The sequence below is a fragment of the Rhodococcus sp. MSC1_016 genome, from assembly GCF_023667485.2.
GTDB lineage: Bacteria > Actinomycetota > Actinomycetes > Mycobacteriales > Mycobacteriaceae > Rhodococcus_F > Rhodococcus_F oxybenzonivorans.
Genome location: NZ_JAMOZI020000001.1, coordinates 1,709,345 through 1,730,018 on the forward strand (window position 1 = coordinate 1,709,345; position 20,674 = coordinate 1,730,018).

At 66.7% G+C, this 20,674-nt stretch carries 21 protein-coding genes; 16 read left to right on the forward strand and 5 right to left on the reverse strand.

Annotated elements, in window-relative coordinates; translation table 11 throughout:
* Positions 1 to 137 precede the first annotated feature (137 nt).
* The 6 genes from L1080_RS07975 (at position 138) to recX (ending at position 5,488) form a co-directional block, all read left to right on the forward strand.
* Complete coding sequence (locus L1080_RS07975; RefSeq protein ID WP_250763964.1) at positions 138 to 761, forward strand: TetR/AcrR family transcriptional regulator; 624 nt, start codon at positions 138 to 140, stop codon at positions 759 to 761.
* Positions 758 to 2,290, forward strand: a complete 1,533-nt coding sequence (locus tag L1080_RS07980) for a glycerol-3-phosphate dehydrogenase/oxidase (protein ID WP_374432498.1) — start codon at positions 758 to 760, stop codon at positions 2,288 to 2,290. Before L1080_RS07975 ends, L1080_RS07980 begins: the two co-directional genes overlap by 4 nt.
* A 26-nt stretch (positions 2,291 to 2,316) precedes the next feature.
* The gene (locus tag L1080_RS07985; protein WP_250763960.1) at positions 2,317 to 3,465 is read left to right on the forward strand and encodes a glycosyltransferase; all 1,149 of its coding nucleotides are present in this window, start codon (positions 2,317 to 2,319) and stop codon (positions 3,463 to 3,465) included.
* Positions 3,466 to 3,500: 35 nt separating this feature from the next.
* On the forward strand, positions 3,501 to 3,695 hold the full coding sequence (locus tag L1080_RS07990) for a DUF3046 domain-containing protein (protein ID WP_109330762.1): 195 nt from the start codon (positions 3,501 to 3,503) through the stop codon (positions 3,693 to 3,695).
* A 223-nt stretch (positions 3,696 to 3,918) separates the two neighbouring features.
* On the forward strand, positions 3,919 to 4,962 hold the full coding sequence (gene recA, locus L1080_RS07995; protein ID WP_109330760.1) for a recombinase RecA: 1,044 nt from the start codon (positions 3,919 to 3,921) through the stop codon (positions 4,960 to 4,962).
* Between the two features lie 10 nt (positions 4,963 to 4,972).
* Positions 4,973 to 5,488, forward strand: coding sequence for a recombination regulator RecX (gene recX, locus L1080_RS08000; RefSeq protein WP_250763957.1), 516 nt, complete (start codon positions 4,973 to 4,975; stop codon positions 5,486 to 5,488).
* Positions 5,489 to 5,548: 60 nt separating this feature from the next.
* Here recX and L1080_RS08005 read toward each other — a convergent pair whose 3' ends face one another.
* The 4 genes from L1080_RS08005 to L1080_RS08020 form a co-directional block, all read right to left on the reverse strand.
* Positions 5,549 to 6,451 carry an amino acid ABC transporter permease gene (locus L1080_RS08005; protein ID WP_159926313.1) on the reverse strand — a complete coding sequence of 301 codons (903 nt, stop codon included), beginning with the start codon at positions 6,449 to 6,451 and terminating at the stop codon, positions 5,549 to 5,551.
* Positions 6,448 to 7,128, reverse strand: a complete 681-nt coding sequence (locus tag L1080_RS08010) for an amino acid ABC transporter permease (RefSeq protein ID WP_109330755.1) — start codon at positions 7,126 to 7,128, stop codon at positions 6,448 to 6,450. The genes L1080_RS08005 and L1080_RS08010 overlap by 4 nt, the downstream gene beginning before the upstream one ends.
* A gap of 88 nt (positions 7,129 to 7,216) precedes the next feature.
* Positions 7,217 to 8,050 carry a glutamate ABC transporter substrate-binding protein gene (locus tag L1080_RS08015; RefSeq protein ID WP_159926315.1) on the reverse strand — a complete coding sequence of 278 codons (834 nt, stop codon included), beginning with the start codon at positions 8,048 to 8,050 and terminating at the stop codon, positions 7,217 to 7,219.
* Between the two features lie 88 nt (positions 8,051 to 8,138).
* Positions 8,139 to 8,867 (reverse strand): amino acid ABC transporter ATP-binding protein, encoded by a 729-nt coding sequence (locus L1080_RS08020; protein ID WP_109335165.1) that lies wholly within the window; start codon positions 8,865 to 8,867, stop codon positions 8,139 to 8,141.
* A 208-nt stretch (positions 8,868 to 9,075) separates the two neighbouring features.
* Here L1080_RS08020 and miaB point away from each other — a divergent pair, with 208 nt between their 5' ends.
* A complete protein-coding gene (gene miaB / locus L1080_RS08025) occupies positions 9,076 to 10,593 on the forward strand; it encodes a tRNA (N6-isopentenyl adenosine(37)-C2)-methylthiotransferase MiaB (RefSeq protein WP_250763954.1) in 1,518 nt (505 codons plus the stop codon).
* Positions 10,590 to 11,195: an Rv2732c family membrane protein gene (locus L1080_RS08030; protein ID WP_250763950.1), complete on the forward strand. Its 606-nt coding sequence runs from the start codon at positions 10,590 to 10,592 to the stop codon at positions 11,193 to 11,195. The genes miaB and L1080_RS08030 overlap by 4 nt, the downstream gene beginning before the upstream one ends.
* A gap of 18 nt (positions 11,196 to 11,213) precedes the next feature.
* Here the strand turns inward: L1080_RS08030 and L1080_RS08035 are convergent, their stop codons facing one another.
* Positions 11,214 to 12,599: a DUF349 domain-containing protein gene (locus tag L1080_RS08035; protein WP_250763922.1), complete on the reverse strand. Its 1,386-nt coding sequence runs from the start codon at positions 12,597 to 12,599 to the stop codon at positions 11,214 to 11,216.
* Between the two features lie 202 nt (positions 12,600 to 12,801).
* On the opposite strand from L1080_RS08035, the gene L1080_RS08040 reads away from it, so the two are divergent.
* From L1080_RS08040 to L1080_RS08075, 8 genes are all read left to right on the forward strand, one after another.
* Entirely contained in the window at positions 12,802 to 13,518 is a 717-nt protein-coding gene (locus L1080_RS08040) for a class III extradiol dioxygenase subunit B-like domain-containing protein (protein ID WP_159926323.1), read from the forward strand.
* Complete coding sequence (miaA, locus tag L1080_RS08045) at positions 13,515 to 14,444, forward strand: tRNA (adenosine(37)-N6)-dimethylallyltransferase MiaA (protein WP_250763910.1); 930 nt, start codon at positions 13,515 to 13,517, stop codon at positions 14,442 to 14,444. The genes L1080_RS08040 and miaA overlap by 4 nt, the downstream gene beginning before the upstream one ends.
* Positions 14,441 to 15,289, forward strand: a complete 849-nt coding sequence (locus L1080_RS08050) for a TrmH family RNA methyltransferase (RefSeq protein ID WP_250763904.1) — start codon at positions 14,441 to 14,443, stop codon at positions 15,287 to 15,289. The genes miaA and L1080_RS08050 overlap by 4 nt, the downstream gene beginning before the upstream one ends.
* Before the next feature lie 60 nt (positions 15,290 to 15,349).
* A complete protein-coding gene (gene dapF, locus L1080_RS08055; protein WP_250763901.1) occupies positions 15,350 to 16,219 on the forward strand; it encodes a diaminopimelate epimerase in 870 nt (289 codons plus the stop codon).
* A gap of 58 nt (positions 16,220 to 16,277) precedes the next feature.
* Entirely contained in the window at positions 16,278 to 17,732 is a 1,455-nt protein-coding gene (gene hflX, locus L1080_RS08060; RefSeq protein WP_159926329.1) for a GTPase HflX, read from the forward strand.
* A complete protein-coding gene (locus L1080_RS08065; RefSeq protein WP_250763891.1) occupies positions 17,725 to 18,840 on the forward strand; it encodes a hypothetical protein in 1,116 nt (371 codons plus the stop codon). Before hflX ends, L1080_RS08065 begins: the two co-directional genes overlap by 8 nt.
* Positions 18,841 to 18,977: 137 nt before the next feature.
* On the forward strand, positions 18,978 to 19,322 hold the full coding sequence (locus L1080_RS08070) for a YciI family protein (protein WP_159926331.1): 345 nt from the start codon (positions 18,978 to 18,980) through the stop codon (positions 19,320 to 19,322).
* Positions 19,319 to 20,593 (forward strand): RNA polymerase sigma factor, encoded by a 1,275-nt coding sequence (locus tag L1080_RS08075; RefSeq protein ID WP_284707252.1) that lies wholly within the window; start codon positions 19,319 to 19,321, stop codon positions 20,591 to 20,593. Before L1080_RS08070 ends, L1080_RS08075 begins: the two co-directional genes overlap by 4 nt.
* Positions 20,594 to 20,674: the final 81 nt, after the last annotated feature.

Below are 20,674 nucleotides of genomic sequence, written 5' to 3' on the forward strand. Positions count from 1 at the left end.
CCGTGACGGAAACGCCGGGATTCCCGAACTAGCGTCCGCGCCTCTACTTGACGGCCGACGCCCACAGTCCCGGGCGCAGTTTCAGTACTGCGGTGCCTACGTGTGAACATCGCCCATACGTTACGGTGTTACACACGATGTCTATCCGTAATCCTCTGTCGCGTGACGACAGCACGCCGAGCGTCGACGACGCCATTCTCGACGCAGCACGTTCCTGCATCCTCGACTTCGGGTTGCGCAGAACCACCCTGGCCGAGGTCGCGCGCCGGGCGGGGGTCAGCCGACCGACGGTCTACCGCCGTTGGGCGGACACCCGGGCGGTGGTCGCCGACCTCATGACGCGCGAGATCGCCGATCTCACCCCGGCATTCACACTCGACGAGCCGGTATACGACCAACTCGTCGACGCTGTCGTCGACGTCTCCGCGGCGGTGCGACATCATCCCCTCTTCGTCAAGATTCTGCGCTCGGATCAGGAACTCTTCACGACATACGTCCTCGAGCGCCTGGGAACCAGCCAGAAAGCGATCATCGACCGGGTGGCCCTCGCCGTGGTTGCCGGCCAGCGACAGAACTCCGTGCGCGCCGGCGACAGTCGCCACATCGCCACCATGGTGCTGCTCATCGCACAGTCCGCGGTCCAGTCAGCGGCAATGGTCGCCGAGGAACTACCCGACGATGCGCTTACCGAAGAGCTGCGCCGGGCGATCGGTGCCTACCTTGCACCACCGAACTACGAGAGCGCTGGAGGACTTCGGTGACCGACGGAATTGCGACTCACCCCTCGGCGCTCCATGCCGACCGCAGGACGCGCGAACTGCACCAGCTGGCAGACGACGGGCGCGTCGACGTACTCGTGATCGGTGGCGGCGTGACCGGCGCCGGTGTGGCCCTCGATGCCGCGACGCGGGGGTTGAATGTCGTGCTCGTCGAGAAACGCGACCTCGCGTTCGGAACCAGCAGGTGGAGTTCCAAGCTCGTGCACGGGGGATTGCGCTACCTGGCGTCGGGCAACGTCGGTATCGCACGGGAAAGTGCGATCGAACGGGGGATTCTGATGACCCGGACGGCCCCGCACCTCGTCCGGGCACTGCCGCAGCTGGTTCCCGTCCTCGACTCCACCACCCTGTTCGGCAAGACCCTGGTTCGCGCGGGTTTCCTCGCGGGCGACATCTTGCGGGCCGGGGCACACACGTCGCCGACCGTCCTGCCGAGGTCGCGGACGGTGCGTCCCGACCGTGTGGCCGAGCTCGCCCCAGCAGTGCGCAGGCGGGGGTTGCGAGGCGGTCTCATCGCGTTCGACGGCCAGCTCGTCGACGACGCCCGACTCGTGATCGGTCTCGCCCGTACGGCGGCAATGCACGGCGCGAAAATTCTCACACGGACGGGCGCGTACAAGGTGACCGGCACGTCGGCCACACTGCGTGACGAGTTGACCGGGTCGGAAATGGTGATCGAGGCGCGCACGGTGATCAACGCGGCGGGGGTCTGGTCGGGGGAGATCGACCCCGACATCAGTCTCAGGCCTAGTCGTGGCACGCATCTCGTGCTGTCCGCAGGCCGCCTCGGCAATCCCACCGCCGCGCTGACCGTGCCCATCCCGGGGGCGTCCAATCGTTTCGTCTTCGCGTTGCCGGCCCAATTGGGCAGGGTGTACCTCGGTTTGACGGACGAGGCGGCACCCGGGCCTGTGCCCGACATCCCGGCCGCATCCGAGGAGGAGATCGACTTCCTGCTGGCCACGGTCAACACTGCTTTGGAGAACCCGCTGGGACGCTCCGATGTTCTGGGTACCTTCGCTGGTCTGCGCCCCCTCCTCCACACCGGCGACGGCTCGACGGCCGACCTGTCCCGCAATCACGCGGTCCTGCATTCGAGCACGGGACTCGTCAGCGTGGTCGGTGGCAAACTGACCACCTACCGCAAGATGGCGGAAGACGCGGTCGACGCCGTCGTCGAGCTCGCAGGACTGCCGGCGGGTCCCTGCCGCACTCGCGCTCTGCCTCTTGTCGGTGCGGCCTCCTCGGACGCCCTGCGAAACGTGGCCGCGCCGTTGTCGCTGATCGCCCGCTACGGGACCGAAGCCGCGCTCGTCGCCGCCGACCCGGCCATGCTGTTGCCGATTGTGGACGGGTTGGACGTCAGCCGTGCCGAACTCGACTTCGGGGTCTCGCACGAGGGCGCGCTCGACGTGGATGATCTCCTCGACCGGCGTACCCGGATCGGGCTCGTCGCCGCCGACCGGGCGCGGGCGCTGGGCGCTGCCGAATCGGCGTTCGAGACTCGGTGACAACGGCCGTGTGACACCCTGTGCTCGTGCGAGTCGCTGTGGTCGCCGGGCCGGATCCCGGACATGCCTTTCCCGCCCTTGCCTTGTGCCTGGCATTCATCGAGGCGGGCGACGAACCGGTCCTGTTCACAGGCGCCCGCTGGATCGAGCCGGCACGGGCAGCCGGAGTGCCCACCGAACTGCTGAGGGGCCTCGCACCGCGGCCCATCGATGACGACCTCGACGCAGGTGCGCGCATCCACGGACGGGCCGCGCACATCTCCACCGAACTCTTGCCCGACCTGCGCGCGATGAACCCCGACCTGGTGGTCTCCGACATCCTCACCGCGGGCGGAGGAATGGCCGCCGAGAGGTTGGGGATCCCCTGGATCGAACTGTCACCCCATCCGCTCTACGCACCGTCGAAGGGATTGCCGCCGATCGGTAGTGGTCTCGCTCCCGGGACCGGTGTCCGCGGCCGGATTCGCGATACCCTCATGCGGGCCGCGACGGCACGATCGATCCGGCAGGGTGAGCGGCAGCGCGCGCAGGCGCGCGTCAGTGTCGGACTGCCGAGCGAGGACCCGGGCCCTGTGCGCCGACTTATCGCCACCCTCCCTGCGCTCGAGGTGCCGCGACCCGATTGGCCTGCGGAGACGTATGTGGTCGGCCCGCTGTTGTGGGAACCCACCGACGAGGTACTACCGGTCCCCGACGGCAGCGATCCGCTGGTCATGGTTGCGCCGTCCACCGCCTTCACCGGCGCCGAAGGCATGCTCGAAACCACCCTCAGCGGACTCGAGGGAGCCGGAGTGCGGGTGATCGCCTCGATCCTGGAGGGAGCGCCGACGACGGTCCCGGCCTGGGCGCGCTCCGGGCTCGGACGGCAGGACGTCATGTTGCAGCAGGCCGACGTCGTCGTCTGCGGGGGTGGCCACGGGATGCTCGCAAAGGCGCTGCTTGCAGGAGTCCCGGTGGTGGTAGTGCCCGGAGGCGGCGATCAATGGGAACTGGCCAACCGTGCCGTCCGGCAGGGGAGCGCCGTCATCGTTCGACCACCGAGCCCGGATGCTCTTCGTGCCGCGGTGGAACAGGTGCTGTCCCACGCGGCATTCGCCGAGGCGGCACAGCGGGCCGCGAAAACCATCGCCGAAGTCGATGATCCGGTCGAAGTGTGCCGCGGAGCACTGCGATGACAACCCGCCCCGCGCGCGTCCGCTAGCGTGGAAACGTGCGACTGACCGAATTTCACCAACTGGTCCGCGACGAGTTCGGACAGATGCGCGGCGACGCACTGCTCGTCGACCACGTCCTCCTCGGCCTCGGTGGCAAAACCGCCGCCGAAGCCATCGAGGAAGGCCGCGAACCACGGGAAGTGTGGCGAGAACTCTGCGCCGAATTCGACGTCCCCCCGCAGCGTAGATGAGCGGCACCGCCGCGGGTAGATGAGCGGCACCGCCGCAGCGCAGATGAGCGGCACCGCTGCCTGATCAGGCGGCCGGCACTCCAGGCGGCGTGTCGAACCCCCGATCGCGACAATCGAACACACGTTCCCCTATGCTGGAGATGTTCGGTGGTCACGGTTCTTGTCGGTACCTGGATCTAACCTGACCGCAGAGCACAGACGAACTCGAGAATGGGGACCGACGATGGCACCACAAGCACACGATCGCGACAAGGCGCTCGACCTGGCGCTTGCGCAGATCGACAAGAACTTCGGCAAGGGCTCGGTGATGCGCCTGGGCGAAGGTGTGCGTCAGCCCATCGCTGTCATCCCGACCGGTTCCATCGCGTTGGACGTGGCCCTCGGCATCGGCGGCCTGCCCCGGGGCCGAGTCATCGAGATCTACGGCCCGGAGTCGTCGGGTAAGACGACGGTCGCTCTGCATGCGGTCGCCAATGCCCAGGCTGCCGGCGGCATCGCCGCCTTCATCGACGCCGAGCACGCTCTCGATCCCGACTATGCCCAGAAGCTCGGTGTCGACACCGATGCCCTGCTGGTGTCGCAGCCCGACACAGGTGAGCAGGCACTCGAAATCGCCGACATGCTGATCCGTTCCGGCGCCCTCGACATTCTCGTGATCGACTCGGTGGCGGCGCTCGTCCCCCGTGCCGAGATCGAAGGCGAAATGGGCGACAGCCACGTGGGTTTGCAGGCCCGTCTGATGAGCCAGGCACTGCGCAAGATGACTGGTGCGCTCAGCAATTCGGGCACCACTGCCATCTTCATCAACCAGCTGCGCGAGAAGATCGGCGTCATGTTCGGATCCCCCGAAACGACCACGGGTGGTAAAGCGCTGAAGTTCTACTCCTCGGTGCGCCTGGACGTTCGGCGTATCGAGACCCTCAAGGACGGCACGGACGCGGTCGGTAACCGCACGCGCGTCAAGGTCGTCAAGAACAAGGTGGCCCCGCCGTTCAAGCAGGCAGAGTTCGACATCCTCTACGGCCTGGGGATCAGCAAGGAAGGCTCGCTGATCGACATGGGCGTCGAGCACGGGTTCATCCGCAAGTCCGGATCCTGGTACACGTACGAAGGCGACCAGTTGGGCCAGGGTAAGGAAAATGCCCGAAAGTTCTTGCTGGAGAACACCGACATCCGGGACGAGATCGAGAAGAAGATTAAGGAAAAGCTCGGGATCGGGGCCGACGTGACCGCTGTGACGGACGACGCTGCCCCGGTCGACTTCTAGGGAAGCGACCGTGCGTCCGACGGGCGAAGGTGGGACGGAGACGCAGGCCAAGGAATTGTGCCTGCGTCTCCTCACGGATCGTGCCCGAAGCAGAGCAGAACTGTCCGAGCGGCTCGCGAAGAAGGGCTACTCGGCCGATATCTCCGAACGTGTACTCGATCGCCTCAGCGAAGTCGGATTGGTCAATGACGCCGACTTCGCCCAGCAATGGGTCCAGTCGCGGCACACCTACTCCGGCAAAGGCAAGCGGGCGCTTGCCATGGAATTGCGTCGCAAAGGCATCGGCCAGGAGCACGCCAGCGAGGCGCTCGCACAGATCGACAGCGAAGACGAACGCGAACGGGCCACCGAACTGGTCGCGAAGAAGCTGCGGACGCTTTCCGTCGACGACCGCGACCGGGCAGTTCGACGCCTCGTGTCGATGCTTGCCCGCCGGGGCTTTTCACAAGGAATGGCATTCGAGGTGGTCAAAGAACAGCTCGAGCACCTCGGCGAAAACACCGGCGGAATGTTCGACGACGGCTGAGCCCCGCAGCATTCCGGGAGCAGCGGCAGGGTGGGACAGTGTTCCCTCTGCCGCTCCACATCACAGTCTCTTGTCGGTGATGTCCAGTCCCGGAACCGAGACCGCAGGGACGACCCCGATGTCCGCAGGGGGGATCGCTCCACCCTTGCGGCCGGAACGTAGTCGCTTCTCCACTCGGGTCGCCACCACGGTCAGTGTCGAGTTGAGCGCAATCATGATGATGGCCACGACAATCAACGCGGGCAGGTAGTTGCCATAGAAGGCGCCGAGTTGCTGCCCCGAGCGCACCACCTCCACGTACCCGATGAGGTAACCGAGAGCGGAGTCCTTCAAAGCCACCACCATCTGCGAGATGATGGCCGGCAGCATCGCGGTGACGGCCTGCGGAAGCAGGATCGTCCGCATGATCTGGCCTTTGCGCATACCCAGGGCCATCGCCGCCTCACTTTGCCCCTTGGGGAGTGAGTTGATCCCTGCGCGCACGATTTCGGCGATCACCGAGCCGTTGTAGAGAGTGAGACCCACGATGACGGCGGCGAGGGCCAGATACTTCGACTTGAAGACCTCGTATTCGGCGAAGAGCTGGTACGAGAAGATCATCAGAATCAGCACCGGGATGGAACGGAAAAGTTCCACGATCCCGCCGGCAATCCACCGAATCGGGCGATGATCCGAAAGTCGGCCGATTCCGAGAATCGCGCCGAGAATCAACGCCAACACGATCGACACGGCTGCAGCCACGAGCGTTCCGCGGATGCCGGGAATCAGATACGTGGTCCACGATGTCGACTCGACGAAGGGATTCCACTTCGCGGACGTCAGCTGTCCCTTGTCGTCGAGCGCTACGAAGACGAGGTAACCGATGCCGAGGAGGAGGACGGCCACCGCCACGGAGATCAAGCGGTAGGTGTTCCGCGCGCGGGGTCCGGGGGCGTCGTAGAGGACAGTGGCCGAATTGCTCATCGTGCAACCTCGAATCGCTTGCTCAGGTAGCCGAACAGAAGGCCCATCGGCAGTGTGAGAACCACGAATCCGAGGGCGAAGATGCCACCGACGACGAAGATTGCGGCCTCGTTCTCGATCATCTCCTTCATGAGAAGTGACGCCTCGGCGACGCCGATCACCGAGGCGATCGTGGTGTTCTTGGTCAAGGCGATGAGGACGCTACCCAGGGGTGCGGTCACGGCTCGGAAAGCCTGGGGCAGCACGATCAGGCGCAGATTCTGGGAGAACGTGAGGCCGAGTGACCGTCCGGCCTCGGCCTGCCCGACGTGCACGGTGTTGATACCGGACCGGAGCGACTCGCAGACGAAGGCTGCGGTGTAGATGCTCAAACCCAGAACGGCGAGACGAAAGTTGTTCTCGGTGAAGAAAGTCGGTGACTGTTCGGGGGCGAGAGTGACGCCCATCGTCTGGAAGAGCCCGAACGAACAGAAGATGATGATGAGCGTCAGGGGAGTGTTCCGGAAGATTGTCACGTACGCGGCGCCGACGCCGCGTGCGACGGGAATCGGCGACACCCGCATCGCGGCGAGGATGGTGCCGAGTATCAGCGCGCCGATGGCCGAGAAGGCGGTGAGTTGCACCGTCGTCCAGAAGGCGTCGATCAGCTGATCGCTGTACTTGCTCAGTAGGTCCACTTACCGTCTCCCGAGATCCCGGTGGTTGGAGTCGAACCGTGTCGGACGGCCCGCCGAAGCGAGGCCGTCCGACACGGAGAGAAAATACTCAGTAACGATCGACGGTCGGCGGTGCAGGCAGCGGGTAGCCGGAAGCTCCGACGGTGTCGTTGAACGCGGTCTGCCACGAACCGTCCGCGATCATCGCGTCGATGGCGTCGTTGATCTTGCCGCGGGTCTCGTCGTCGCCCTTGGCGAGGCCGATTCCGTACCGCTCCTCGGTGAAGGGTTCACCGACCACCTTCAGCTCACCCGGGTACTGGGCGGCGTAACCGGCCAGGATGATGTCGTCGGTGGTCACGGCGTCGACCGCGCCGTTACGCAGGGCCTCGACACAGGCGGAGTAGGTGTCGAACTCCTGCAGCTGCACATCCTGGGCGTACTGGTCCTTGACCTTCTGCGCGGGAGTGGAACCCGTGACCGAGCACAGCTTCTTTCCACCGCGCAGCGAATCGGGGCCCGTGATGTCGGTGTTCTCCGACTTCACCAGAAGTGATTGTCCCGCAACGAAATACGGTCCCGCGAAGTCGACCTTTTCCTTGCGGGCGTCCGTGATCGAGTAGGTGGCGACGATGTAGTCGACCTCACCGTTCTGGATCAGGGTCTCGCGCTGCGCGGACGGCGACTCCTTGAACTCGATGTTCTCGGGTGCGACGCCCAGCTTGCCGGCCACATATTCGGCCACCTCGACGTCGAAGCCGCTGAAGCTTCCGTCGGGGTTACGCAGGCCGAGACCGGGCTGGTCGAACTTGATGCCCACGGTCAACTTGCCCTCGGATGCACTCTGAGAAGCGCTCTTCTCCTCACCTCCGCCGCAGCCGGACGCGACGACGGCGACTGCCATGACGCCGATTCCCCAACGAATCGCGCGATTGATCCTCATCGAGTTCCTCTCCATAGAAATAACGGGTTGAGACAGGGCAGTCCACCGAAGCCCGCGAGCGGATGACCGCCCGCGGCCTTCGACTGGATCAGTGGCTGAGAATCTTGCCGAGAAAGTCCTTCGCGCGCTCCGATTCCGGAGCGGTGAAGAAGGTGCTGGGATCGGAGTCTTCGACGATCTGGCCGTCGGCCATGAACAGGACGCGATCACCGGCCTTGCGGGCGAACCCCATCTCGTGGGTGACCACGAGCATCGTCATGCCTTCCTTGGCGAGCGAGGTCATGACGTCGAGGACCTCGTTGACCATTTCCGGGTCGAGTGCGGAGGTCGGCTCGTCGAACAGCATCACCTTCGGATTCATGGCGAGGGCACGCGCTATTGCTACGCGCTGCTGCTGTCCACCCGACAGCTGAGCGGGGTACTTGTCCGCCTGATTCGCAATACCGACCCGTTCGAGCAGTTGGCGAGCGGTGGCCTTCGCATCCGCGGTGCTCTTCTTCCGGACCTTCATCGGAGCGAGCATCACGTTCTCGAGAATTGTCTTGTGGGCGAACAGATTGAAGGATTGGAACACCATGCCCACGTCCGCGCGGAGCGCTGCCAGAGCCTTGCCCTCGGCGGGCAGGACCTTGCCGTCCACTGCGATGACCCCGGAGTCGATCGGCTCGAGGCGGTTGATGGTGCGGCAGAGCGTCGACTTTCCGGAACCCGAGGGCCCGAGGACGATCACGACCTGCCCGCGCGGAACTTCGAGGTCGATGTCCTGAAGAACATGGAGGGCGCCGAAGTGCTTGTTCACCGATTGCATCGAGATCATGGACGTGGCCGTACCCGTCGGGGGTGTCGGCGTCGCATCGTCGGCTTGCGTCATAGTCGAAGACCCTATGTGGTGGAAGCGGCAGTCTCGACATTTACTCCGAGAATCCTCGGGATGTCACGGAAACTTTACTGCCGGGTGCCGACGGTGTGTCGTGGTGCACAGCGGCCCCGACGAGGCGATTTGTCGAGGCCCGTACCCTGGGAACGTGGACACGATCGACCAGAACTCTCAGCGCAGCTACGAGGTGCGCACCTACGGCTGCCAGATGAACGTGCACGACTCCGAGCGCCTGTCGGGGCTGCTCGAGGACGCCGGGTACACCAAGGCGGCCACCGGGCAGACGCCCGACCTCGTGGTGTTCAACACGTGCGCGGTGCGCGAGAACGCCGACAACAAGCTGTACGGCAATCTGAGTCATCTCGCGCCTGCGAAGGAGAAGAACCCCGACATGCAGATCGCGGTCGGTGGTTGCCTGGCCCAGAAGGACCGCGATGTCGTCGTGAAGAAGGCGCCGTGGGTGGACGTCGTGTTCGGAACCCACAACATCGGGTCGCTGCCTGCGCTGCTGGACCGTGCGCGTCACAACCAGCGAGCCGAGGTCGAGATCCTCGACGCCCTCGAGGCGTTCCCGTCCACGCTGCCCGCGAAGCGAGAGTCGGCGTATGCCGGGTGGGTGTCCATCTCGGTGGGCTGCAACAACACCTGCACGTTCTGCATCGTGCCCGCCCTGCGTGGCAAGGAAGTCGACCGCAGGCCCGGCGACATTCTTGCCGAGGTTCAGGCTCTCGTGAACGAGGGCGTCCTCGAAGTGACCCTCCTCGGCCAGAACGTCAACGCCTATGGCGTGTCATTCGCCGACCCGGAGCAGCCGCGCGATCGGGGGGCGTTCGCCTCACTGCTCCGCGCATGCGGCGAGATCGACGGACTCGAGCGGATCCGGTTCACGTCGCCGCACCCGGCCGAGTTCACCGACGACGTCATCGAGGCCATGGCGGAGACTCCGGCGGTCTGCCCGCAACTGCACATGCCGCTGCAGTCCGGCTCCGACCGCGTGCTGAAGGCGATGCGGCGTTCGTACCGGACGACGCGGTTTCTGGGCATCATCGAGAAGGTCCGCACTGCGATGCCGCACGCGGCGATCACCACCGACATCATCGTCGGTTTCCCCGGTGAGACCGAGGAAGACTTCCAGGGCACACTCGACGTCGTCCGCCAGGCCCGGTTCACCAGTGCCTTCACCTTCCAGTACTCCAAGCGTCCGGGCACGCCCGCCGCCGACATGGAGGGTCAGCTCCCCAAAGCCGTCGTTCAAGAACGGTACGAGCGTCTCATTGCACTTCAGGAGGAGATCACGCTCGAGGAGAATCAGAAGCTGGTCGGTGCCGAGGTGGAACTGCTCGTCGCTGCCGGTGAGGGTCGCAAGAACGCGGAAACGTTGCGGATGAGCGGACGCGCCCGCGACGGCAGGCTCGTCCATTTCCGTCCCGAGGGCAACATCGACGGCAACATCCGGCCCGGCGATGTCGTCACCCTTGTGGTGAGCGCGGCGGCCCCGCACCACTTGGTCGCCGACACCCCGGTCCTCACCCACCGTCGCACCCGCGCCGGTGACTCCTTCGAGAAGGGCGTCACCCCCAAGACTCCGCCTATCGGTGTCGGGCTCGGACTCCCGCAGATCGGTGCACCGGCACCACTACCCGCTCAGATGGGATGCAGCGCATGACCTCCTCGCACGACGACGATCGCACCAGCGGGGACAACGGTCCGAGCGGCGAGGGCGATCCGATCGAGAGCTATCTGAAAGATTTCGACGCGGCCGAGAAGAAGGTCGCCGGTGAGATCGACCCGGGAGTGCGGGCGCTGGTCGTCGCGATCGCTGTCGTTATTCTGCTGGGGTCCCTGACCTTGCCGCATTCCGGTGTCGCGAACGGCTGGGAGGTGTTGGTCTACGGGGACGATGCCCGCGCAGAAGTCATCACTTTGCCGTCGCGACTGTTCGTCTGGTTCGAAGTGGTGTTCGGCGTCGTCGCGTCGATGCTGGCGCTGATCACGCGCCGTTGGGCACTGGCCTGGGTTGCGCTCGCGGGAACGGCCGTGTCGATCGTCTTCGGGATGCTCGCCATCTGGACCCGACAGACTCCGGCGCCGGGTGTCGAGGCGGCGGGTCCGGGTATCGGCCTGATCATCGGCTGGCTGACCGTGATCGTGCTGACCTTCCACTGGCTGAAAGTCGTGTGGAGCAGGACGGCGTTGCAGCTGGCCGCAGAAGAGGAACGCCGCGCCGCTGCCGCCGAAGCGGAGCGACGCGGCGACTGGAACGTCTGAAGACGCCGTTCTCGCGACTTACTGTCCGCTGACGGCGCCTTCCGCGGCCTCGGCCCATTCACGCCACTGCTGCGCCTGAGCGAGAGCACTTTCGGCGTCCTTGGTCTTGCCCGCCGCGGTCGCCTTGGCGGCCTGTTCCTCGAACTGGCTGACGCGTTCGCGGAACTGCGCTGCCCGGGCGAGAGCCTCGGGATCGGTGCGGCGCCACTGTTCGTCGGCGGCGTCGCGCACGCGCTTCTCGATGGCCCGCAACTTGCCCTCGAGGTCGTGCATCCGCTCGCGGGGCACCTTGCCGATGGCATCCCACTTCTCTTGCAAGTCGCGTAGCGCGGCTCGGGCAGCGTCGATGTCCTTGGTGGGATCGATGTGTCCGGCGGACTTCAGCAGCTCCTCCTTCGCGACCGCATTCTCCTCGAACTCGGCGTCGCGTTCGGAGGAGGCGGCGTTGCGCGCGGCGAAGAACATGTCCTGAGCGCCCTTGAACCGCTTCCACAGTGCGTCATCGGCTTCGCGGGGAGCGCGGCCGGCGGCCTTCCATTCGGCGAGAAGATCACGGAACGCCCCGGCGGTGGGTCCCCAATCGGTGGAGTCGGCAAGGGCCTCGGCGCGGGCGACGAGCTCTTCCTTCTTCGTCTTCGCCGCCGCCCGTTCGCGATCGAGCTCGGCGAAGTGCGCGCCGCGGCGTCGGTTGAATGCCTCGCGCGCCTTGGAGTAACGCTTCCACAGCGCATCGTCGACCTTCCGGTCGATTCCGCGAATGGTTTTCCACTCTTCCAGGATTTCGCGGAGGCGATCACCCGCGGCCTTCCACTGTGTGGATTCCGCGCCGATCCGCTCGGCCTCGGCGGCCAGCTCCTCCTTGCGTTCGGTATGTGCCTGCCGCGACTTTTCCTTCTCGTGTTTCGCGTGCGCGGCGGCTTCGTCCGAGCCGGCGATGACGGCATCGAGTCGGGCAGCGAGCGATTCGATGTCACCGATCACCGCTGCCGTCGGCAACGATTCGGCTAGGGCGATCGCCGCGGCCTTGGTCTTCTTCGCGTCTCCGGCTCCGGAGTTGAGCCGGGCCTCGAGGAGGGCCACCTCGGTGGCGAGGTCGTCGAATCGCCGACCGAAATGGGCCAGCCCCTCGGCAGCGTCACCGGCCTGCCACGAACCGATCTGCCGTTCACCGTCGGCGGTCTTGACCCACGCGGTGCCGTCGTCGTCCACCCGGCCGAACTTGCTGGGGTCGCTCCCGGGCGGGGCCGCGACGGCGGGGGCGGAGAGTGCATGCTTCGGCGTGGGGCCCGGTTTGGGTGCACCCGGTTTCGCGGCGCCGCCCGGTTTAGGGACACTCGGCTTCGGCGTGTCGTGCTGCTCGGCGGCAGGCTCCACGGCGGGCTGTGCGTCGCTACTGTCGGTCATCGCTTCCTCATCTCTGCCGCGCGTCACGGCTGCCTGAACGCATTACCGGCTCCATACCGACCCGGCAGGGCTGGTTCCATTGAACCCGGTACGGGCTCTGGGGACTATTGAATCAGGTCAGACTGGCACCGTTGGTACCGAACGAGTGCAGGCGCCGAATCGGATGTCGGGTCCGTTCGGGCGGTCGACTAGCGTGACGCGTGTGTTCACCGCCGCAATTCTCGTGCCCTCACCGCCGCTTCTGGTCCCTGAACTGGCGGGCGCAGCGGCAGCAGAGACGGCATCGTTGAGGGACGCGGTGGCGGTGGCCGCCAAGGCGTTGTCGGCGCTCTCCTCCGAGTGGGTTGCGGTAGGTGCGGGCGCCACCACCGTCGATGTGCCTTCCGAGGCGCAGGGCACGTACCTGGGCTACGGGGTCGACATTCGGATCACGCTGCGGCCCGGACACGCCGAGAATCCGGACCCGGAGCTACCGCTCGCGGCACTGACAGCCGGATGGATACGCGGAACCTGGGCGCCGGACGCGGTGGTCGACGCCCGCATATTAGCCGCCGACCTGCCGGTCGAGCGGTGCGCCGAGTACGGCGCGGCACTGCGGGACTTCCTCGACCGAGATGACGAGCCCCGTGGCCTCGTGATTGTCGCAGACGGGGCCAACACCCTTACCGCGAAGGCGCCGGGTGCGTTCGACCCGCGAGCGGAGGGCGTACAGGCCCGAGTCGATGCGGCGCTGGAATCAGGCGACCGCGATGCTCTTCTCGCCCTCGAACCGGGGCTGTGCAACCAACTGGGGCTCGGTGGACGGGTTCCGTGGCAGGTGCTCGCCGGCGTGTTCGACGCGCCCCCTTCCTCCTGCCGGACGCTCTACAGCGCGGCGCCGTACGGAGTGGCGTACCACGTGGGGGAGTGGCGTCCATGACGTCGCCGGTTCCAGTGGCGGTCGTCGGGCCCACGGCCACCGGGAAATCGGAGCTTGCCCTCGACCTTGCCGAACGGTGGGGCGGGGAGATCGTCAACATCGACGCGATGCAGCTCTATCGCGGCATGGACATCGGGACCGCGAAACTGGCACCCGACGAGCGACGCGGCATCGTGCACCACCAACTCGACGTGCTCGACGTGACCGAGACCGCCACGGTGGCGAACTACCAACGGGCTGCGGTCCGTGACGTGGAGGCGATCACGGCGCGCGGCGTCGTCCCCATCATCGTCGGCGGATCGATGATGTATGTGCAGTCCCTGCTCGACGAGTGGAGCTTCCCGGCCACCGATCCTTCGGTGCGCGCCCGGTGGGAAGCCGTCCTCGCCGAGCACGGTGTCGCCGCAGTACATGCGGAGCTGAGCCGGGTGGATCCTGATGCCGCCGCATCCATCCTTCCGACCGACGGCAGACGTCTGGTGCGGGCCCTCGAGGTCGTGGAGATCACCGGTCGGCCGTTCGCGGCGTCTGCGCCCCGCATCGGTGAACCACGCTGGGGCACACGCATTGTCGGTGTCGACAGGGAGACCGCGGAGCTCGATAAACGCATCGGACTCCGGACCGAGCTGATGTTCGATCGCGGTCTCGTGGAGGAGGTGCGCGGTCTGATCGACGTGGGCCTGCGGGAAGGGGTGACCGCACCGCGCGCCATCGGCTACGCGCAGGTACTCGCGTGGATCGACGGGGAATACGACTTGGACGAGGCCCGGGAGCGCACGTTCATCGGGACTCGTCGCTATGTGCGCCGTCAGCGGTCGTGGTTCCGCCGGGACACGCGTATCCGCTGGGTCGACGGCAGCGATCCACACCTCGCCGACACGACCGTCCGAATGCTGCAACAACCGCCGACACCGGGAGAACGATGAGCCGCACGCCGTCCGGACGGAACCGCCCGACCTCGAATCTCCTGGTCACCGCTCGCAATGCCCGATTCCAGCAGTGGCAGTCCTACCTCACCAACCGCAGCAAACGCTCGAAAGCGGGGCGCTTCCTGATTCAGGGTGTGCGCCCCCTCACGCTGGCGCTCGACTACGAGTGGCCGATCGAATCGCTGCTGTACCGCGTCGACGGCCCACCCCTGTCGGAGTGGGCCCGCGACGTACGCGGCGCCCGGTCGATCGAACAGATCGGTGTCAGTGCCGAACTGATGGGGGAGTTGGGCGAGAAGGCCGACACCGCCCCGGAACTGATCGCCGTGGCGAAGATCCGCGCACCGCGACTGAAAGATCTGCAGCTGCAGGCGAGTCCGCTGATCGTGGTCTTCGACCGGCCGAGCTCGCCGGGCAACCTCGGCACCCTTGTCCGCTCCGCCAACGCATTCGGTGCCGACGCGGTCGTCGTGGTGGGCCACGGCGCCGACCCGTTCGACCCGCAGAGCGTGCGCGCCTCCACCGGTTCGCTCTTCGCGATGCCGGTCGTCACCGTGTCCTCGGTCGACGACATCCTCGCCTTCCGGGACGCACGTCGAGCGGCCGGCACCGATCTGCACATCGTGGGAACGGATGAGACAGGTTCCGTCACGATCGACGCCCACGACTTCACCGGAGGCACACTTCTGGTGATCGGCAACGAGACTCGCGGCATGAGCGCCGCGTGGCGAGCGGCCTGCGACACCGTGGTCAACATTCCCATCGGCGGCGCCGCCAGTTCGCTCGGTGCACCGTCGGCCGGTGCCGTGGCTCTCTATGAAATCGCCCGGCAGCGACGATGAGCGGCCGCGGACAAGCGCGGTCCGGGTGGGCGCGCACCCCGGTTGGATAAGGTGGGACCCATGGACTTCAGCAAGGGGCACGGAACCGAGAACGACTTCGTCGTCCTTCCCGATCTCGACGTGCGCCTCGACCTGACGGTGCCGCGGGTGAAGGCGCTGTGCGATCGCCGGCGCGGACTCGGCGCCGACGGCGTCCTGCGGGTCGCCAAGGCGGGCGCGCTCGCCGAGGCCGGTGTCCTCGCCGACCTGCCCGACGGAACGTCCGCCGACGACTGGTTCATGGACTACCGCAACGCGGACGGTTCTCTCGCCGAGATGTGTGGCAACGGCGTCCGGGTTTTCGCCCACTACCTTCTGTCCGCCGGACTCGAGACACGCGACGAGTTCGTGGTCGGGAGCCGTGCCGGGGGTAAGCCTGTCGTCGTCCACTCGGCCGCGGGTCCGCTCGGTGAGGTGACCGTCGACATGGGAAAGGTTCGCGACCTCGGATCGAGCGCTGCCACCCTCGACGGCAAAGTGTTCAACGGAATCGGCATCGACGTCGGAAATCCGCATCTGGCGTGCGTCGACCCCCACCTCACCGCCGCATCACTCTCCGCGCTCGACCTGACCGCCGCGCCCGGTTTCGACCCCGGCTTCTTCCCGCACGGCGTCAACGTCGAGATCCTCACCCGCATCGATTCGGGTGCAGTCGACATGCGGGTCCACGAGCGTGGGGTCGGGGAGACACGCTCCTGCGGGACCGGAACGGTCGCCGCGGCAACAGCTGCTTTGCGTCACGAGGGCGCCGACTCGGGGGAAGTCATCGTCCGCATTCCCGGTGGTCAGGTCACTGTTTCGCTGTCCAACGGACGGGCGACCCTACGCGGGCCGTCCGTCCTGGTGGCGTCGGGCACTGTCGACGATTCGTGGTGGAACGCGCTCACCTGATCGCCCTGCGCGAAATGGACGTGCGCACCCTCGACATTCCGTGGGATCATGAGGGTGTATGACGAAATCACATCGCACAGAAGAATCGCCGATCTCGGACTCCGGTGAGTTCGCCCACGACGATGGGCGGCCCTCGGTCGGCGAGATGCAACTCGAGGATCGCAGCGCGCTGCGCCGAGTTGCCGGCCTGTCCACCGAACTCACCGACGTTACCGAGGTCGAGTACCGACAACTCCGACTCGAACGCGTGGTCCTGGTCGGTGTCTGGACTCAGGGCACCGCAGCGCAGGCCGAGTCGAGCATGGCCGAACTGGCCGCTCTCGCCGAGACCGCGGGATCCGAGGTCCTCGAAGGCCTCGTGCAGCGGCGGGACAAGCCTGATGCCGCCACCTACATCGGCTCGGGTAAAGCGCAGGAGCTGCGCGAGGTCGTCTTGTCCACCGGGGCGGACACCGTCATCTGCGACGGTGAACTCACTCCTGCGCAGCTCACCGCACTGGAGAAGGTCGTCAAGGTCAAGGTCATCGACAGGACGGCCCTGATCCTCGACATCTTCGCCCAGCACGCCACATCCCGAGAGGGCAAGGCCCAGGTGGCGCTGGCCCAAATGGAATACATGTTGCCGCGTCTGCGCGGCTGGGGTGAGTCCATGTCCCGGCAGGCCGGTGGTCGCGCCGGCAGCAACGGTGGTGTGGGTCTGCGCGGACCGGGTGAGACCAAGATCGAGACCGACCGGCGTCGCATCCGTGAGCGGATGGCGAAGCTGCGGCGCGAGATCAAGGGTATGAAGGCCGCCCGCGACACCAAGCGCACCCGGCGCCTGCGCAGTGAGGTGCCGTCGATCGCCATCGTCGGTTACACCAACGCCGGAAAGTCGAGTTTGCTCAACGCGCTCACCGGCTCCGGGGTGCTCGTGCAGAACGCCCTGTTCGCCACCCTCGACCCGACCACCCGTCGGGCTGCGCTCGACGACGGCCGCGAGTACATCCTCACCGACACCGTCGGTTTCGTGCGGCACCTGCCCACGCAGTTGATCGAGGCCTTCCGGTCCACACTCGAGGAGGTGACGGATGCGGATCTTCTGCTGCACGTGGTGGACGGGGCCGACCCGTTGCCGCTCGATCAGATCCGCGCAGTCCATGCCGTGATCACCGAGGTGATCCGGGAGAACGACGCGCCGGCGCCGCCCGAACTCATCGTGGTGAACAAGATCGACGCAGCCGATCCGGTCACGTTGACCCAGCTCCGCGGACTGTTGCCCGGTGCGGCGTTCGTCTCCGCCCGCACGGGTGAGGGAATCGCCGAACTGCGGACACAGCTCGACGAGGTGCTGCTCAGACCCGAGATCGAGGTCAACGTGCGTCTCCCGTATTCGCGGGGCGATCTCATGGCCCGGATCCACTCCGACGGACAGATCCTCGAATCCTCGCACGAGGAGGACGGCACGTTGATCCACGCGCGTGTGCCGCAGGCCCTGGCGTCGGCGCTGCTGCAGTACGCCGGCAGTGCCTGAGCGGTCCCGGTGGTTGACTGCGGGAGCGGTCGCAGTCGTGGCCCTCTGTGCACCCCTGGTGACTACCGGGACGGGTTCGGCGCAGCCGATCCTGGGTGATCAGATCACCGTGGAAGCGTCCGACTTCGAACCGTTCTGCACCCCGCACACAGTCGATCCGGGATCGATCCCCGACGAAGCGTCGCTCGACGAGTTGTCCGGGCTGGTGTCGGTGGGGGGCCGGTCCTACGCGGTCGGTGACAGCGGCTCCGATCGTGCTGTCGCGGACCTGGACGGCTCCTGCGGCGTCACCGGCTGGCTGTCGGTGCCCGTCGATCCCTACGACGTCGAGGATCTGGCAACCGGCCCGGACGGGCGTCTGTGGCTGGCCGACATCGGCGACAACGGTCGCAAGCGGGAGACGGTCGCGCTGATCGGAATGGACCGCGCGACCGGGGCGGGGAAATTGCACCGGCTCACGTATCCGGATGGCCCCCACGACGCCGAGACGGTGCTGGTCCAGCGTGACGGCACACCGCTGATCGTGACGAAGGAGGTCTTCGGGCCGGGCATCGTGTACCGGCCTGCGGGAGGACTTTCTGTCGACGCCTTGGCCAGTCCCGGGCCGACCCCGCTCGAGAGGGTGGGGTCACTCGACGTCGCGGAACCGAACGGGGCCGGCAGTGCGACCACGGGCGCAGGCACCACGGCCCCGGCGGTGTATTCCACCATGCTCACCGGAGGTGCGGTATCCGCGGACGGAACCGTTGCGGCGGTGCGCAGTTACTCCGACGTGTTCCTGTTCGCCGCCCCGGACGGTGATGTCGCGGCGGCTTTGGCCGCGGGTCCCACCGTCCGGGTGCACCTGCCTGCGCAGCCGCAAGGTGAGGCGGTGGCGTTTACCGAGGACGGGGATCTTCTCATTGCCTCCGAGGCGCGGGACGGTCCCATACCCCCGGTTCAGGTGCTCCGAGGGGCGGTGGCGATGGCGCAGGGTCACGCCTCTTCCGAAGCGGTGTCCGATGAGGAGAAGAGTTCCTCCGCCGGGCTGTCAATCGGAGTGGGGGCAGTCGCGTTGTGCGGGCTCATCGCGGTCGTGGCCTACGCGTGCCTTCGGCGCCCCCGCTGAATAGGTGCGGCGTGAGGGCCGGTCGCCCAAAACAGCCCCGATCGCAACAATGTTCTGAAGGGCGTGTCGATTCTGCTGCGTCCCGTTCGTCGTCATGGTGTACGGCAACCGTGCCGGAACGACAAGAGGAGTCGAACATGAAATACATGATGCTGATCAACGCCGCTTCGGCGGATGCGACCTCCCAGTGCACCGTCGAAGACTGGATGGTCTACGACAAGCAGGTCACCGAGGCAGGCATCGTGGTCGCGAGCGAGTCGCTGGCCGACCTGACCACCGCTACGACGGTGCGCGTCGGGCCCGACGGCGACCGGTCGATCACCACGGACGGGCCCTTCGCCGAGACCCGCGAGGTGTTGGGCGGCTTCTATGTCATCGACGTGCCGGACCTCGACGTCGCACTCGATTGGGCGGCCCGCTGTCCCGGCGCACGCGGGGGTGGTTCCGTAGTGGTGCGGCCGATCGCGGACTTCGGGGCCTGACCGTGAGGGACGAGGGGACGCCTGGGATCGAACGGACAGTCGAGTCTGTGTTCCGCGAGGAACGCGGTCGGTTGCTGGCGTCGCTCGTCCGTCGCTTCGGCGATCTCGACCTGGCCGAAGAGGTGTCTTCCGAAGCGATCGAGGCCGCGCTCGTTCATTGGCCGGTGCAAGGTGTGCCTGCCAAGCCGGGGGCGTGGCTTCTGACCACGGCGCGGCGACGGGCGGTCGACCGGTTGCGGCGCGACAAGTCCTATGCCGCCCGGCTCGCCGTCCTCCAAGTCGAGGCTGATCGGGCGGATCCCGTCGCACCCGTGGAGGTCGGCAGCGACCTGCCGGACGAGCGGCTGCAGCTCTTCTTCACCTGCGCCCATCCGGCTCTTCCCGCCGAAGATCGGGGTGCCCTGACGCTGCGTTGCCTCGCCGGCCTGACGACGCCGGAGGTTGCGCGGGCATACCTCGTTCCGACCGCGACGATGGCCCAGCGGATCGTGCGGGCGAAGAAGAAGATTCGTGACGCTCGGATTCCGTTCCGTGTTCCCGGCGCCGACGAGCTCCCGGAACGCCTACCGGGAGTGCTTCAGGTCATCTATTCGATCTTCACCGAGGGTTACGCAGCGAGTTCGGGCCCGGACCTGCAACGGCTCGATCTCGCCGAGGAAGCGATCCGGCTGGGGCGGATCCTTCGTAGGTTGTTGCCCGCCGAACGAGAGGTCGCCGGGCTCCTCGGACTGATGCTGTTGATTCATGCTCGGCGCGCGGCCCGAACTGGCCCGGATGGAGAAATCGTGCTGCTCGAGGACCAGGACCGCGGACGCTGGGAGCGCGCGTCGATCGAGGAGGGCAGCGCGCTGGTGCTGACCGCGCTGACCGGTGGCCCGCCCGGGCCTTACGGAGTGCAGGCGGCGATCGCTGCACTTCACGACGAGGCGGCGGATGTGGCGACCACCGATTGGCCGCAGGTCGTGGCGCTGTACGACGTCCTGTTCGCGATAGCACCGTCGCCGGTGGTGGCCCTCAACCGGGCGGCCGCGGTGGCGATGCGCGACGGAGCCGAAGCAGGATTGGCGTTGGTGGAGGAGCTGGACCACGAGCCTCGGCTGCGCGGCTATTGCCCCTACCCGGCCACCCGGGGTGAGCTGCTGCGCCGCCTCGGTCGGTTTTCCGAGGCCGCGGCGGCGTACCGGGAGGCGCTCGCCCTCGTCGGCACGGAACCCGAACGCCTGCATCTGCAGCGGAGACTGACCGCTGTCGAAACCGGCGGCGCGGGGTAGCAACGCGAACGGGGCCCTGCCTGGCCGGGTGTGGTGGCGCGTGCAGGGCTCCGGACGCGGAATGAGGCGGCTTCGTGTGTC

Excerpts from the sequence above, each read along its gene's own strand:
- L1080_RS07975 (WP_250763964.1), top strand. The coding sequence starts at position 138 with ATGTCTATCCGTAATCCTCTGTCGCGTGACGACAGCACGCCGAGCGTC.
- recA (WP_109330760.1), top strand. The coding sequence starts at position 3,919 with ATGGCACCACAAGCACACGATCGCGACAAGGCGCTCGACCTGGCGCTT.
- L1080_RS08005 (WP_159926313.1), bottom strand. The coding sequence starts at position 6,451 with ATGAGCAATTCGGCCACTGTCCTCTACGACGCCCCCGGACCCCGCGCG.
- L1080_RS08015 (WP_159926315.1), bottom strand. The coding sequence starts at position 8,050 with ATGAGGATCAATCGCGCGATTCGTTGGGGAATCGGCGTCATGGCAGTC.
- L1080_RS08020 (WP_109335165.1), bottom strand. The coding sequence starts at position 8,867 with ATGATCTCGATGCAATCGGTGAACAAGCACTTCGGCGCCCTCCATGTT.
- L1080_RS08030 (WP_250763950.1), top strand. The coding sequence starts at position 10,590 with ATGACCTCCTCGCACGACGACGATCGCACCAGCGGGGACAACGGTCCG.
- L1080_RS08035 (WP_250763922.1), bottom strand. The coding sequence starts at position 12,599 with ATGACCGACAGTAGCGACGCACAGCCCGCCGTGGAGCCTGCCGCCGAG.
- miaA (WP_250763910.1), top strand. The coding sequence starts at position 13,515 with ATGACGTCGCCGGTTCCAGTGGCGGTCGTCGGGCCCACGGCCACCGGG.
- L1080_RS08050 (WP_250763904.1), top strand. The coding sequence starts at position 14,441 with ATGAGCCGCACGCCGTCCGGACGGAACCGCCCGACCTCGAATCTCCTG.
- dapF (WP_250763901.1), top strand. The coding sequence starts at position 15,350 with ATGGACTTCAGCAAGGGGCACGGAACCGAGAACGACTTCGTCGTCCTT.
- hflX (WP_159926329.1), top strand. The coding sequence starts at position 16,278 with ATGACGAAATCACATCGCACAGAAGAATCGCCGATCTCGGACTCCGGT.
- L1080_RS08070 (WP_159926331.1), top strand. The coding sequence starts at position 18,978 with ATGAAATACATGATGCTGATCAACGCCGCTTCGGCGGATGCGACCTCC.